This window comes from Sphingomonas sp., from assembly GCF_039595165.1.
Lineage (GTDB): Bacteria > Pseudomonadota > Alphaproteobacteria > Sphingomonadales > Sphingomonadaceae > Sphingomonas.
The window spans coordinates 1-14,184 of sequence record NZ_JBCNMA010000086.1 but is presented as its reverse complement, the minus strand read 5'-3'; the positions used below and the strand labels follow the sequence as shown (position 1 = coordinate 14,184).

Here is a 14,184-nt window from a genome sequence, read left to right as displayed (position 1 = left end):
TTCGCGCGCGCGGGGGCGAACGCGCCGGGCGCGCTGGCGATGCTGCCCGCGATGCCCGGCGGCGCCTATGCATTGATGGTCGCGGGCGGGCTGTGGATCGCGCTGTGGCGGACGCCGGTGCGCCTTGCCGGGCTGGTGCCGGTGGCGGTCGGTGCGGCCTGGGCACTGGCGACGCCGATGCCCGACTTGCTCGTGACTGGCGACGGCCGGCATCTCGCGCTGCGGACGGCGAGCGGCGAACTGGCGATCTTGCGCGACCGCGCGGGCGACTATGTGCGCGACATGATGGCGGAGAATGGCGGGGTGGACGCCGAGCTGCCCGCGCTCGACGGGCAGGCCGGGGCGCGGTGCAGTCCGGACCTGTGCCTGGTCGATATCGAGCGCGGCGGACGGCGCTGGCGCATCGCCGCGGTACGAAGCGGCTATCTGGTATCGTGGCGCGAGATGATCGCGGTGTGCCGCTCGGTCGATATCGTGGTGGCGGAACGGCGGCTGCCGCCGGGCTGCACGCCGCGCTGGCTGAAGCTCGACCGGACGCTGCTGGCGAAGACGGGCGGAGTGGCGATCACGCTGGGCGCGAGGCCCGAGGTGCGGACGGTCCGGCGGGCGGGGGCACGGCATCCCTGGATCGGGGCGGAGACGGTGATGCCGCCGCGCGATTGAGTGAATGGACTCTGTTCGACAAGCGCGAAGTTGACGAAGTTACGCGGAACACGATTCATTATGTCAACTTGGTCGCTTCTGTCGAGGCGTGTACTCAACCGGATGGATCGACGAGATCAAAGAGCGGCTGCCGTGCAGGCTGACGACACAAGCAAATGAATTCCAACATTGCAAGCGGCCATTATTGGGTGGGAGGCGGTCATCAGTGACCCGAAGTCTCCGGTGTCCAGACACCATCTAGAGAAGCATTAATTGCGATACACGGCTCGCCCTTATCAGCGATCGTTCCAGATTTGAGAATGTCGGCTTTCACTTGAGGCGGCAGATCGGCGAGTGAGGTCACATGTCGGGTTGCGTATCGGACCGGACAATTTTGGGCGGACTGCGACCCTGCTTGGATCGCTACGAGTGCAACTGATGCGATAAAACCAAGCACGCCGATCTGCGTTGCTGATCGTTCGCAGCATGGCGAGTGCATGCGGCGAAGGCCAGTGGCATGTCGTCTATTCGGGTCGTTGCCGCCTGACCGCTGTCAGGACAACTTCGTCACCCCCGAACGGCTCAATTTGGGGTGGAAAGCTGTCGGTCCGCTTCTGGCCCTGGACCCTCGGGCCGACCTGCAGGAGCCGCGCTCGAGCCGGAGTCGCGGCGGCTCGAAGCCGCCGCGCCCTACCTTCGCGCAAGTTCAGAAGAGCGTGCGGGAGATTTCGTAGCTGTACGAGAAACCTCCGTTGATTCGCGTCAGCAGCACGATCGTACCCGGCCCGGAAAATGCCGTAGCGCCGTTCAGCAGCAACGTTGCCGAAGGATTGAGCGTCATGTTGTTGTTCAGCACCGTCAGGAAAATTAGCCTGCCGCTCTCGGCGCCCGAGTTGATCGTATAAACGTTCGTTGGCACCGTCGCATTGACGACGAACGAGGATCCCGGCGGAATGGTCAGCGTCGAGCCGGAGACCGACACTTGCGACAAAGCACTCTCGGCCAGCCCCAGCGACAGGGATCCCTGGCCCAGATGCGGAAGCTCCCTGCCGCCGTCCTGCGCCTGCATCGTGATCGCGAAATTGCCGTCGCCAGTCGACTGATTGTCGATCTTCGCGGTCCCCGCTCCGATGGTCCACCCGCCCAGCGGGGAGAACGCATTGCCTTCGATCGTCACCCGTGGATTCTCGCCCGTCACGCGGACTCCCACTGCGACGGACGCGACGTTGTTGGTGGGATAATGGAAGGTGTTCGACAGCACCGTCTTCGCGGGCCCGCCATCGCTGCCGTCACTCAACACGTCAATGAAGACGCAGCCCGGCGGCGTCGCCCCGGGCAGGCCGTCGGTCTCCATGTAATTGCCTTCATAGAGATTGCCGAAGGTCGCGTAGGTTGAATCGATGCCCACCTTGAATCCGCCATAGAATTTGCCGCCACGGACGATGGTGGAAGTGCCTTCGTCGATGACGCAAGTGTCCCGCACACCTTCGAAATACATGCTGTCCAGCGTGCAGGACGACACGACCGAACGAATGTGCACGCCAACCTCGCAGTTGGAGACTTCGTTCTGCTCGAGCAAGGTCGCGGAAGGATCGCTCGTGCTGTCCCCGGTGGGAGCGGCCGCGCCGATCACGTAGCCTGTCACGAAGGCTCGCGCGCTGTTCTTGCGAACCGTCAGCGCCCCACCCGAATAAGCCGAGGGGATGTTAAATCCGATGCCGAAGAGCGTGTTGGTGGCGGGGGGACCGGCAAAATAGCCCTGCCCGATGCAGAAGTTGTCGTAGAGCTCGGCCTTGACCGAATAGAGCACGTCCACGCCGTTCCCGATGCCGCCCTGAAACACTTGGTTGTGATGAAAACTCGCATTCTCGGACATCTTGTCGAACACGATCACCGTCGCGGTCGCTTCGGCGTTGATCTGTTCAAATCGGATATGACTGATCTCGTAGATGCCGCTGGTGAACTGGCCACTCTGGTTCTTCACATAGCGAAAGATCGGCGCATCGGTGTTCGTCACGAAGACCGTGCCCCTCGCGCGGACAATGGGGACATAAGCCTGTGCCGCGCCCTGCCCGCGCATCGTCCACGCGTCGACTCGGTCGTCATAAGGCATAGTGCTGGATCCGGGAGGCTCGGGCAGGAACAAAGTCGAATCGATCCGCGCGGCACCTGCGGGGCAGTAGAGATTCTCACCGTTGGCGTAAGTGGTGTTGATCGCGTTCTGGACCGCGGCGGAGAGGTCCGGCGCGCTGGAAAAGGCGTTCTGCGCCACACGGCTGGTATAATCGGTGATTTGCGAGGGTGATAAAAAGTCGAAAAGACTGCGCATCATGGTCGTTCTCCAAATCCCAGCGAAGCGCTGGAACGAACCATGAACATCTGAAATCCAACATTGCAAGTGCGACTGGATGGATCAGCAGTTTACTGAATTTGGGCCCATTATCGGGATCGATCCGGCGCAGCGCGGGCCACGGCGCGGCAGACGGCGGTCTCCTCGCTTGTTCGGTTGCACCAAACGTCCGCAATGGGGTCGTTAGCTGTCGTTCTCGTCATCCCGGCCTTGAGCCGGGATCCACCGGGAGGCCAGCGGAAGCGAGAGGCTCGATCGCATCGTGCGTGGCACCGTGGATCCCGGCACAGGCCGGGATGACGGGGCGTTTGCGTTGTCGGCGACTTGCCCGCCGCTACTCTATCCCCGGATAGCGTTCGAATTCCGGCAGCGCATGTGCGTCCTTCATCCAGCCGATGCGCTCGGCTACCTGGACATGCGCGCCCGCGGGCAGCGCGTCGGGATCGTCGAGTGTCGCCGCCTGGGTATCGACGATGCCGGGCAGCACCTCGGCATTGCGGTAGAACAGGCCGGTGCCGCAGGCGCCGCAGAAATAGCGGCGGCCATGTTCGGACGAGGCGTACTCGCGCGGCTCGCCCTGCGTGATCGTCAGTGCATCCTCCGGGAACATCGCCCAGCCGACCATCGGCGCACCCGAGGCGCGGCGGCAATCGGTGCAGTGGCACAGCGCGTGGTGCATCGGCTCGCCGCTGAGCTCGTAGCGGATCGCGCCGCAATGGCAGCCGCCGGTGAGGGGATCGGTGCGGGTCATGGGATCGCTCCTGTCGTTTGCCGTTCGTGTGACGACAATGCGTACCGGCGCGCATGGATGGCGCAATTACCTCAGCGGTAATCGGAGCGCCGCCAGGACGGCGGCGATCCGATCCCAGCCAGGCTGGTCAGTAGCGCCGCAGCAGTCCCGCGAGCCGGCCCTGCACGCGCACCTGGTCGGGGCGGTAGCGCTGCGGATCATAAGCGCGGTTCGCCGGATCGAGGCGGACCATGCTGCCCTCGTTCCGGAAGTATTTCAGCGTCGCCTCGTTGTCCTCGATCAGCGCCACGACGATCTCGCCGTCGCGCGCGGTGTCCTGGCGGCGGATCAGCGCATAGTCCCCATCGAAGATGCCGGCCTCGACCATCGAGTCACCGGCGACCTCGAGCGCATAATGTTCGCCCGAGCCGAGCAAGGCGGCGGGGACGGGAAGCATCGTCGAGCCCTCCAGCGCCTCGATCGGCACGCCGGCGGCGATGCGGCCGTGGAGCGGGATCTCGACCACGTCGTTGGCGGGCGGAGCGGGGGCGGGCCGGAAGGACACGATGTTGCTCTTCACCGCCGCGGCCTTCTTCGTCTCGCCGCCGCGCTCGGGCATCTTGAGCACTTCGAGCGCGCGGGCGCGGTTGGGCAGGCGGCGCAGGAAGCCGCGCTCCTCGAGCGCGGAGATCAGGCGGTGCACGCCCGACTTGGACTTGAGATCGAGCGCGTCCTTCATCTCCTCGAACGAGGGCGACACGCCGGTATCGTTCAAGCGGTCGGCGATGAAGCAGATCAGCTCATGCTGCTTCTTCGTAAGCATCGGGACGTCCTCCATCCAGAACAGACGCGGAACGTTTACGCCTTGTTCCACCTGTCTGTCAAGCGATGTCGAGGATTTCCACCGAGTCGCCGGGATTGGCGGCAGGCGCGTGCGGCGCGCGCACGATCAAGCAACCGGCGCGGGCGAGCGTGCGAAGCATCGAGCTGTCCTGGATCGCGGCAGCGAAGACGCGGCCGTCGCGATGCGCGGCGCGCAGATAGTCGGCGCGCGGGCCGTTGGCGGGCAGCGGCTCGCCGAGCGTGGCAGCGCGGGTGACGGGCAGCGGATCGGCGGCACCGGCGAGATGCGCGACGAGCGGCAGGAGGAACAGCCGCGCGGTGACGAAGGCCGACACGGGGTTGCCGGGCAGGCCGAGCACCACCGCCTCGCCGATCCGCCCGGCCATCATCGGCTTGCCGGGGCGGATCGCGACCTTCCAGAAATCGATCGCCGCGCCGGCGGCTTCGAGCGCGGGACGGACGAGGTCGTGGTCGCCGACCGACGCGCCGCCGGTGGTGACGAGGATGTCGGCGGTCACCGCGGCGAATGCGGCTTCGAGAACCTCCTGGCGGTCCGGGAGGATGCCGAGGTCGGTGAGCTCGACCGGCAGGCCGGCGAGCAGCGCGGCGAGCATCGCGCCGTTGCTCTCGGGGAGCTGGCCGGTTGCGAGTGGCGCGCCCGGTGCGCGCAATTCGTCGCCGGTGGCGGCGATCGCGATGCGGATGCGGCGACGGACGGGTAGCGCGGCATGGCCCGCGGTCGCGGCGAGCGCGATCCGGGCGGGGGTGAGGCGCTCGTCCGGCGCGATCAGCGTCTCGCCCTCGCGGAAATCGAGCCCCGCCGCGCGGACGTTGCGGCCCGGATGGCCCGGCCCGTCGCCGTCGAGATGCAGCGTGTCGCGCTCGCGCCGCGCTTCTTCCTGCACCAGCACGGTGTCGGTGCCCTCGGGAAGCGCCGCGCCGGTGAAGATCCGCACCGTCTGCCGCGCATCGGCGGCTTCCCCGAACGGGCGCCCGGCGGCGCTTTCGCCGATCACCCGCCACGGGCCGGGCAGGTCGGCGAAGCGGATCGCATAGCCATCCATCGCCGACAACGGCAGCTCGGGCTGGGTGCGCTTGGCAGCGATGGCTTCAGCGGCCCAGCGTCCGGCGGCCTCGCGCAGCGGCACCGTCTCGACCGCGACCGGCGGGGCGAGCGCGAGCAGGCGGCGCTGAGCTTCGGCGACGGGGAGCAGATCGGCCATCGCGAGCGGGTTACCGCGCGGCGGCGCGCGGGTCGAGAGTCAGCGCGGGCGCGCGGCTTCGGTCAGCTTCGTCATGTCGTGCGGGCGCAACGGCAGGCGGAACTCGGCGACGTGGCGCGCACCATGGCATTCGATCACGCGGATCGGCCAGCCGCCGATTCCGGGAAGCGACAGCCACAGCGAGGAAAGCGGCGCGAACTCGGTCGCGCTCTCGAACTCGACCAATGTGCTGCTCAGCGTGTTGAGCTGGGCGTTCCACCAGTTGACGCCCGAGCGGACATGCGTGGCGATGTCGAGGCGCAGCGCGTCGCGGACCGCGCCGAGCGGCGAGGGCGACAGCTCCCGCACCGCCGTGGGGCCGGGGCGGTGCGTCGCGACCTTGCGCAGCCACGGCATCAGCAGCTGCCAGCCAATCTCAGCCGCGAAGGCGATGCCGGCCTGGCCCTTCTCGGTCCAGCGCACCTCGCCCTGGATCGGGCGAAGGCCGTCGAGCGTGATCTCGACCTGCGCGCCCGGGGCGAGCGCAGCGCGCGTCTCGATGCCGATGCCGGCGGGGGAGAGGTTGCGGGTCCAGGCGAAGTCGACCTGGCCGGCGTGCCGGATGCACAGCCGCTGGCGCAGCTCGATGCGCGGCATCTGGCGGCGCTCGGCGGGAAGCGCGGCGAGGCAACGTGCGAGCGCGCCGACCACGTCGAGCGGCTCGTCGAAGCGGAAGGAGATGCGTGCGGGATCGTCCCCGACGATCGAGCCGTCGGCGGTGAGCCCGAAGGGCAGCTCGATCGTCGCCTGATCGCCGTTGCCGACGGGCCCCGAGACGGTGAGCGTGGCGCCGGCCGAGGTGATGCGGTGGACGAAGCAATGCCGCTCGCCCGCGCTGCCCAGCAACAGCCGTGCGGGGGCGGCGTCCTCGACTGCGCCGACCGGCGACGAATCGAGCTCGCCGGATAGCGAGAAAATCGCCGATCGTGCCGGTAATGTCATTCCTGATCCCGCCCCTTTGCCCGTGATGATCTTGCTGCGGCGCGCCTCAAGATTTGCTGAGCTTTCAAGGTAGAGGGCCGATTAACCTTCGGATGCAGCCCAATCCGCGGACTTGCCGCCGGTCTTGGCGAGGAGGCGGATGCCATCGATCACCATCGCCTTGTCGAGCGCCTTGGCCATGTCGTAGACGGTGAGCAGCGCGACCGAGACGGCGGTGAGCGCTTCCATCTCGACTCCGGTGCGCCCGGTGAGCGCGACGGTCGCGGTGGCGGTGACGCCAGCCTCGTCGGGAGCGAGATCGAGCGAGACCTTGCTGATCGCCAGCGGATGGCAGAGCGGGATCAGCTCGCTGGCCTTCTTGGCAGCCATGATCCCGGCGACGCGCGCAACGGCGAGGACGTCGCCTTTCTTGACGAGGCCGTCGCGGATCGCGGCTGCGGCCTGCGCGGACATCGCGATGCGGCCTGTGGCGACCGCCTCACGCTGCGTCTCGGCCTTGCCGCCGACATCGACCATGCGCGCCGCGCCGGTCTCGTCGAGATGGGTGAGGTCGGTCACTGCCTTACCTTCCGTTCGCCTGAGCTTGTCGAGGGGCGTTTCCTTGCGGTGCTTCGACAAGTTCAGCACGAACCGAGCTGGATGGCTAGCCGACCAGCGCCCGCGTCGCCGCCTCGACATCGTCCTGGCGCATCAGCGACTCCCCGATCAGGAAGCAGCGCACGCCATGCCCGGCCATCGCGTCGAGATCGTCGCGCGAGGTGAGGCCGCTCTCGGCGACGAAGGTGCAACCCTCGGGTGCGCGGCCGACCAGCTCGTAGGTGCGGTCGAACGAGACCGAGAAGTCCTTGAGGTTGCGGTTGTTGACCCCGATCAGCCGCGACTTGAGGGCGAGTGCGCGGTCGAGTTCGGCTTCGTCGTGCACCTCGACCAGCACGTCCATGCCGAGCCCGAGCGCCGCATCCTCGATCTCCCCCATCTGCCCATCCTCGAGCGCGGCGACGATGATCAGGATCGCATCGGCGCCGATGCTGCGCGCTTCCAAGGCCTGCCACGGGTCGATCATGAAGTCCTTGCGGATCACCGGCAGCGCGCAGGCGGCGCGGGCGGCGATCAGATAATCCTCATGCCCCTGGAAGAACTGCGCGTCGGTCAGCACCGACAGGCACGCCGCACCGCCGGCTTCATAGGCGCGGGCATGGGCGGGCGGATCGAAATCGGCGCGGATCAGGCCCTTGGAGGGCGACGCCTTCTTGATCTCGGCGATCAGGCCGTAGCCGTTCGCCGCCTTGGCATCGAGCGCGGCGCGGAAGCCGCGCGGCGGGGTCTGGGCGAGCGCGTAGGCCTGGAGGTCGGCGAGGCTTGCCAACGCCTTGCGCTCGGCCACTTCGCCGCGCTTCGCTTCGAGGATCCGGTCGAGCGTGTTCATGCCGCGGCGATCCAGCAGTCGAGCAAGGCGTTGGCAAGCCCCTTGTCGATCGTCTCGGCGGCTTCCTCGGCACCTTCGCGGAGATCAGCGGCCTCGCCGGCGACGACCAAAGCCGCGGCGGCGTTGAGCAGCACCGCGTCGCGATAGGCGCCGCGCTCGCCCCGGAGCAGGCGGCGCAACGCTGCCGCGTTCTCGCGCGCGTCGCCGCCGCGCAGCGCGGCGAGCGGATGGCGCTCGAGCCCCGCATCCTCGGGCGTCACGCGCGCGGGCAGGCTGACGTCGCCGATGCTGACGATCAGGCTGGCGCCCTCGGGCGAGAGCTCGTCGAGCCCTTCCTCGCCTGCGACGATCGCGGCGCCCTTGACGCCGAGCTGCTCGAGCGCCTCGGCATAGATCGGTGCATAATCGGGCCGGGCGATGCCGATCAGCTGGCGCTGTACCCCCGCCGGATTGGCGAGCGGGCCCATCAAGTTGAAGATCGTGCGCCGCCCGATGCGCTTGCGTAGCGGGGCGATGCGGCCCATCGCCGGATGGTGCTTGGCCGCGAACAGGAAGGCGATGCCGATGTCGTTGAGATGCGTCTCGGCGTTGAGCGCAGCGCGGTCGAGATCGAGCCCGAGCGCCTCCAGCGTGTCCGCCGCGCCCGACTTGGAGCTGGCGGCGCGGTTGCCGTGCTTGGCCACCGGCACGCCCGCCGCCGCGACGACGATCGCCACCGCGGTCGAGACGTTGAGCGTATGGTGGCCGTCGCCGCCGGTGCCGCACACGTCGATGGCGTTGACCGGCGCGCTCACCGGGATCACCCGCTGGCGCATCGCGCGCGCCGCCTCGGCGATCTCGATGCTGGTCTCGCCGCGTTCGGCCAGCGCGATCAGGAAGGTCTCGATCTCCGCCTCGGCCGCGGTGCCGTCGAGGATGTCGGCGAACGCCTGGGCGGCGGATTCGCGCGCGAGCGGGGTGGCGGGATCGGGCAAGAGGCTGAGGCTGGTCACGCCGCCTCTATTGGGGGCGAGGGGCGGGGAGTCGAGCAAATCCTGTTGCGGGGCGGGCAAGCGCGACTGGGGGCGGTGCATTTGCCGTGCGACCGGCCTATCCTCCGCCGATCAGGACGGGAGAGCTGCGATGGAGCTTCGATCGACCGAGCCGGTGAGCTTCCTCTACGCCAGCGATCGCGACCGCGCGCTGGGCTTCTACTGCGACCAGATGGGGCTGACGCTGCGCAGCTCCGATCCGTTCGGCGACTTCATCGCGATGGACCATGCGGTGATCCGGCTGACCGTGATGCCCGAGTTCAAGGCCGGGCAGCACCCGGTGTTCGGCTGGAACGTGCCGGACATCCGCACCAGCGTGCAGGCGTTGCGCGACAAGGGCGTCGCCTTCACCATCTATGACGGCATGGGACAGGACGAGGACGGGATCTGGACCGCGCCCGGCGGCACGGCAAAGGTCGCGTGGTTCGCCGACCCGGATGGGAACGTATTGAGCCTGTCGGAGGCCTAGGCCAGCGCCTTCGCCTCGATCCCCGCGAGCTTCATGAAGTTCGCCAGCATCGCATGGCCGTGTTCGGTCGCGATGCTTTCGGGGTGGAACTGGACGCCGTGGATCGGCAGCTCGCGGTGGCGGAAACCCATCACGCTGCCGTCCGCCGCCGTGGCGTTGACTGCCAGCGTCTCAGGAATGTCCTGCACGATCAGCGAGTGATAGCGCGTCGCGGTGAAGGGCGAGGGCAGGCCCTCGAACAGGCCGGTGCCGTCATGCTCGACCGGGCTGGTCTTGCCGTGCATCAGCCCGCCGCGCACCACCTGGCCGCCGAAATGCTGGCCGATCGCCTGGTGGCCGAGGCACACGCCCAGCAAAGGCTTGCCCGCATCGGCACAGGCGGCGACGAGGTCGAGGCTGATCCCCGCCTCGTTCGGGGTGCAGGGCCCCGGCGAGAGCAGGAAGGCCTGCGCGTTGCTCGCGATCGCCTCGCCCGCGGTGAGCGCATCGTTGCGCACCACCTTCACCTCCGCGCCCAGCTCCATCAGGTAATGGACGAGGTTCCAGGTGAAGCTGTCGTAATTGTCGATGACGAGGATCATGGTGGGGCGGACTTAGCGACGCTAATAGCCCGCGTCGAGATCGACGACGTTCCGCATCGGCCGCCCCTCGACAAAGGCGCGCGCGTTTTCGAGGAACAGCGCGGCGGCGCGCGTGAACATCCGGGTCTGCGCGCGGCCCGAAAGGTGCATCGTCAGGATGCAGTTGGGCGCGGACCACAAGGGATGATCCACGGGCAGCGGCTCGGGATCGGCGACGTCGAGGAACGCGCCGGCGATGCGGCGCTTCTCCAGTGCCTCGACCAGCGCGGGCTGGTCGACCATGTCGCCGCGCGCGACGTTGATCAGCCAGGCGCCGGGCTTCATCGCCGCGAGCTCGGCCGCGCCGATCAGCGCATGGGTGTCGCCGGTCGAGGGCGCGGCGAGGATGATCCAGTCGAACTCGCCGATCCGTTCGCGCCAGGCGTCGGGCGTCAGCGTGCCGTCGCGGCCCGAACGGGTGACGCCGGTCACCTCGATCCCGAATGCGGCGAGCCGCTCGCCGGTCAGCCGCCCGATCGTGCCGTAGCCGATGATCAGCGCGCGAGTCTCGAACAGCTCGACCTTGCTCGGTGCGTCGGGCAGCCAGTCGCGCCGATCCTGCGCGCGGACGATGGTGTCGAAGCGCTTGGCGGCGGCGAGCACCCCCATCACGGCATATTCGGCGACCGCGATCGCGTTGATCCCGACGCCGTTGGTCAGGATCGTACCGCGCGCCTTGAGCAGCCCGATGTCGAACGCATCGATCCCGGCATAGATGGTCGAGAGCCATTTGAGCCGCGCCCCCGCGGCGGCCGCCTCGCCGGTCCAGCCCGGTTGCGGCATGTCGACCCAGGCGATGTCGGCATCGGCGATCAGCGCGACCGCTTCCTCGCGGCTCATGAACCAGTTTGGCTCGATCCCGGCGGGCAGGCCGGGCTCGATCAGGGGACGGGCGAGCGCCGGGAGGACGGCCTTGAAGGTCACAAGTCGACCTTCCAGTCCCAGCCGAGCGGGTCGCCGTCCATCACCTCGACCCCGGCGCCGAGCAGTTCGTCGCGGATCGCGTCCGAGCGCGCGAAATCCTTCGCCGCGCGCGCTTCCTTGCGCTGGGCGAGGCGAGTCTCGATCTCGGCCTCGGTCACCTGCGCCTCTGCCGGGCGGACGCGCAGGTCGGCGCGGCCGAGCTCCAGCAGATCGAGGCCGAGCACCGCGTCGAACTGGGCGAGGGTCATCAGCCGCGCTTCCTGGTTGAGCTGCTTGTCGGCGAGCAGTTCCTCGAGCACCGGCAGCGCCCTGGGCGTGTTGAGGTCGTCCGACACCGCGGCGTCGAGGCGGCCGAGATAGCCGCCGGCATCGCCGCCGGGCTTGCCGTCCTTTGGGCCCTCGGCCTCGCGGAACTTCTCCGCGGCGAGCACCAGCCGGCGCAGGCGGACCAGCGCGGCCATGAGGTTCTCGCCGCTGAACTCGAGCTCGCTGCGATAATGCGCGCTGAGGCACATCAGGCGATAGGCGAGGGGATGCACGCCCTTGGCCACCAGCGCGTCGAGCGTGGCGATGCCGCCCTTGGACTTCGACATCTTGCCGCCGCGGTCGACGAGGAAGTTGTTGTGCATCCACACGCGCGCCCCGCTGTCGCCGCAGCGGCAATGCGCCTGGTTCTGCGCGATCTCGTTGACGTGGTGGATCTCGCGGTGGTCGATCCCGCCGGTGTGGATGTCGAACGGCAGGCCGAGCAGCTCGGCGCTCATCACCGAGCATTCGAGATGCCAGCCCGGCGCGCCGCGGCCCCAGGGCGAGTCCCACTCCATCTGGCGCGTCTCGCCCGGCGGGGTGGTGCGCCAGATCGCGAAGTCCTGCGGGTGGCGCTTGCCCTCGACGCTCTCGATGCGGCCCTCGCCGGCATCGTCCTGCCCGCCCGAGAGCTTGCCGTAGTCGGGTACGGTGGTGCTGTCGAAATAGAGCCCGCTATCGAGCTGGTAGCAGTTCGCCTCGGCGAAACCCTTCGCGAACTCGATCATCTTGCCGACATAGTCGGTCGCCAGCGGCATGTGGTCGGGCGTGCGGATGTTGAGGTCGCGCAGATTGCGGCGGAACACATCGGCATAGTGGCGCGAGATGTCCCACGCGCTCATGCCGCGCTTCCTGGCGGCGGCTTCCATCTTGTCCTCGCCCTCGTCGGCGTCCGAGGTCAGGTGGCCGACATCGGTGATGTTGAGGACGTGGGTGAGGTCATATTCCTTCCACCGCAGCACGCGGCTGAGCGTGTCGGTGAAGACATAGGCGCGCAGGTTGCCGAGATGCGGGTCGCTATAGACCGTCGGCCCGCACGAATAGACGCGCACGCCCTTGGCGGGATCGATCGGCGCGAACGGCTCCGCGCGGCGCGTGAGCGAGTTGTAGAGCGTGAGGGGCGCGGCGGTCATGCCCGCGCCATAGCGCGACGGCGGCGGCGGTCAAACCGCCGGATATTCACGCAGCAAGCGTGTCGGGCTTGTGGCTGGTGTGGAACAGGCCAGCGCCGAACGTGCCGCCGGTGTTGATCGGCAGTGCGGTGCCGCAAAAGGCGCATTCCGCGGTCATCCGTCCCACCGTCCAGTGCGACTGGCCGCAGCCGGGGCAATGGTTGTGCTCGCCCGGGTGGAAGGCGATGCGGTAGCCGCTATTGGCGGCGGTGAAGGCGTCGGTGTCATAATACATCGGTTCGTCTCCAAACGTGCCCGGTTCGACGCGCGGAATCGCCGTTTGTTCCAAGCTCGTTTCGAAACGAGGCCGGGGTGTTGCCGATATGTTACTATTTCGGGATCAGGCGAGCGGCCGGATCCGGTCGAGCACGGTGTACGCCATTACGGCGGTGGCGACCGCCGCGTTGAGGCTGTCGGCCTTGCCGAGCATCGGGATTTTCACCCGCACGTCGCATGCCTGGGCATAGGCGGGCGGCAGGCCCTGCGCCTCGTTGCCGGTGAGCAGGAAGACCGGCGCGGCGAAGTCCGGCGCGCGGTAATCGACCGCGCCCTCGAGCGCGAGGCCGACGAGCTGGCCCGGGCCGCCGCGCAGCCAGGCGTGGAACTCGCCCCATGGCGCGCGCGCGATCGGGATCGTGAACAGCGCGCCCATGCTGGCGCGCACCGCCTCGACGCTGAACGGGTCGACGCACTCGTCGACCAGGACCAGCCCGCCCGCGCCGACCGCGTCGGCGGTGCGCAGGATCGTGCCGAGATTGCCGGGGTCGCGCAGCCGCTCGGCGACCAGCCAGATCGGCGCGGCCGTGCGGTCCAGCCGGGCGAGATCGGTGGGCAACTCGCGATAGACGCCGACCACCGCACCGGGATTGTCCTTCCCCGACAGCTTGGAGAGGATGTCGGCGTCGGTCGCGATCGCCTCGCCCCCCGCCGCCTCGGTCTCCGCGATCAGCGCGGCGGCGAGCGCGTGGGTCTCATGCCCCTTCGCGAAGAACAGATATTCGGGCAGGTGTCCCGCCTCGCGCGCCTCGGTCAGGATGCGCAGCCCTTCGGCGAGGAACAGCCCCGCGTCGCGGCGGTGCTTCTTGTCGCGCAGGGATCGCACCCGCTTGACCAGCGGGTTGGAGAAGGCGGTGATCTCGCGTGGCACGGGTGCCTCAATCCTCGCCGAAGCGGTCCTCGACCAGCCCGACCAGCTTTAGCACCGCATCCTCGGCGCCGTCGCCCGCGGCGCTGATCGTGATCGTGTCGCCCATCGCCGCGCCCAGCATCATCAATCCCATGATCGAGGTGCCGGTGACCGAATTGCCGTCCTTCTCGACGGTCAGCTCGACCGGCTGGGACGAAGCGAGGGTGACGAACTTGGCGCTGGCGCGGGCGTGCAGACCGCGGCGGTTGCCGATCAGGACGGTCCGGCTGACGCGACTCAAGCGGCAGCCTCCCCGAGGACCTCGGACGCGACGGTGATGT

Annotated in this window: 15 protein-coding genes and 1 pseudogene; 2 read left to right on the top strand and 14 right to left on the bottom strand. The window is 68.3% G+C overall.

Annotated features, from left to right (window positions below; all coding sequences use genetic code 11):
• Positions 1-663: pseudogene (locus ABDV68_RS13610) on the top strand (competence protein ComEC); the annotation flags it as partial.
• Between the two features lie 685 nt (positions 664-1,348).
• Here ABDV68_RS13610 and ABDV68_RS13605 read toward each other — a convergent pair.
• The 8 genes from ABDV68_RS13605 to trpD form a co-directional block, all read right to left on the bottom strand.
• Positions 1,349-2,974 (bottom strand): hypothetical protein, encoded by a 1,626-nt coding sequence (locus ABDV68_RS13605; protein WP_343520579.1) that lies wholly within the window; start codon positions 2,972-2,974, stop codon positions 1,349-1,351.
• Positions 2,975-3,326: 352 nt separating this feature from the next.
• Positions 3,327-3,743: a GFA family protein gene (locus tag ABDV68_RS13600; RefSeq protein WP_343520578.1), complete on the bottom strand. Its 417-nt coding sequence runs from the start codon at positions 3,741-3,743 to the stop codon at positions 3,327-3,329.
• 127 nt (positions 3,744-3,870) lie between these two features.
• Positions 3,871-4,545: a transcriptional repressor LexA gene (gene lexA, locus ABDV68_RS13595; RefSeq protein WP_343520576.1), complete on the bottom strand. Its 675-nt coding sequence runs from the start codon at positions 4,543-4,545 to the stop codon at positions 3,871-3,873.
• Positions 4,546-4,603: 58 nt separating this feature from the next.
• Positions 4,604-5,788, bottom strand: coding sequence for a molybdopterin molybdotransferase MoeA (locus ABDV68_RS13590; protein ID WP_343520574.1), 1,185 nt, complete (start codon positions 5,786-5,788; stop codon positions 4,604-4,606).
• Positions 5,789-5,827: 39 nt separating this feature from the next.
• Positions 5,828-6,769: a PilZ domain-containing protein gene (locus ABDV68_RS13585; protein WP_343520573.1), complete on the bottom strand. Its 942-nt coding sequence runs from the start codon at positions 6,767-6,769 to the stop codon at positions 5,828-5,830.
• Between the two features lie 81 nt (positions 6,770-6,850).
• Positions 6,851-7,327 (bottom strand): cyclic pyranopterin monophosphate synthase MoaC, encoded by a 477-nt coding sequence (gene moaC / locus ABDV68_RS13580; protein ID WP_343520571.1) that lies wholly within the window; start codon positions 7,325-7,327, stop codon positions 6,851-6,853.
• Positions 7,328-7,412: 85 nt separating this feature from the next.
• A complete protein-coding gene (trpC, locus tag ABDV68_RS13575; protein ID WP_343520570.1) occupies positions 7,413-8,195 on the bottom strand; it encodes an indole-3-glycerol phosphate synthase TrpC in 783 nt (260 codons plus the stop codon).
• On the bottom strand, positions 8,192-9,187 hold the full coding sequence (trpD, locus tag ABDV68_RS13570) for an anthranilate phosphoribosyltransferase (RefSeq protein ID WP_343520568.1): 996 nt from the start codon (positions 9,185-9,187) through the stop codon (positions 8,192-8,194). Before trpD ends, trpC begins: the two co-directional genes overlap by 4 nt.
• A 130-nt stretch (positions 9,188-9,317) precedes the next feature.
• On the opposite strand from trpD, the gene ABDV68_RS13565 reads away from it, so the two are divergent.
• Positions 9,318-9,695, top strand: coding sequence for a VOC family protein (locus ABDV68_RS13565; protein ID WP_343520567.1), 378 nt, complete (start codon positions 9,318-9,320; stop codon positions 9,693-9,695).
• Here the strand turns inward: ABDV68_RS13565 and ABDV68_RS13560 are convergent.
• From ABDV68_RS13560 to ABDV68_RS13535, 6 genes are all read right to left on the bottom strand, one after another.
• Positions 9,692-10,276, bottom strand: coding sequence for an aminodeoxychorismate/anthranilate synthase component II (locus tag ABDV68_RS13560; RefSeq protein ID WP_343520565.1), 585 nt, complete (start codon positions 10,274-10,276; stop codon positions 9,692-9,694). The genes ABDV68_RS13565 and ABDV68_RS13560 overlap by 4 nt on opposite strands.
• A gap of 21 nt (positions 10,277-10,297) precedes the next feature.
• Positions 10,298-11,239: a D-2-hydroxyacid dehydrogenase gene (locus ABDV68_RS13555; protein ID WP_343520563.1), complete on the bottom strand. Its 942-nt coding sequence runs from the start codon at positions 11,237-11,239 to the stop codon at positions 10,298-10,300.
• Positions 11,236-12,678 carry a cysteine--tRNA ligase gene (gene cysS, locus ABDV68_RS13550; RefSeq protein WP_343520562.1) on the bottom strand — a complete coding sequence of 481 codons (1,443 nt, stop codon included), beginning with the start codon at positions 12,676-12,678 and terminating at the stop codon, positions 11,236-11,238. The genes ABDV68_RS13555 and cysS overlap by 4 nt, the downstream gene beginning before the upstream one ends.
• Before the next feature lie 46 nt (positions 12,679-12,724).
• The gene (locus tag ABDV68_RS13545; protein WP_343520561.1) at positions 12,725-12,952 is read right to left on the bottom strand and encodes a hypothetical protein; all 228 of its coding nucleotides are present in this window, start codon (positions 12,950-12,952) and stop codon (positions 12,725-12,727) included.
• A 105-nt stretch (positions 12,953-13,057) separates the two neighbouring features.
• A complete protein-coding gene (locus ABDV68_RS13540) occupies positions 13,058-13,864 on the bottom strand; it encodes an RNA methyltransferase (RefSeq protein ID WP_343520560.1) in 807 nt (268 codons plus the stop codon).
• A 7-nt stretch (positions 13,865-13,871) separates the two neighbouring features.
• A complete protein-coding gene (locus ABDV68_RS13535) occupies positions 13,872-14,144 on the bottom strand; it encodes an HPr family phosphocarrier protein (protein ID WP_066577896.1) in 273 nt (90 codons plus the stop codon).
• Between the last annotated feature and the right edge of the window lie 40 nt (positions 14,145-14,184).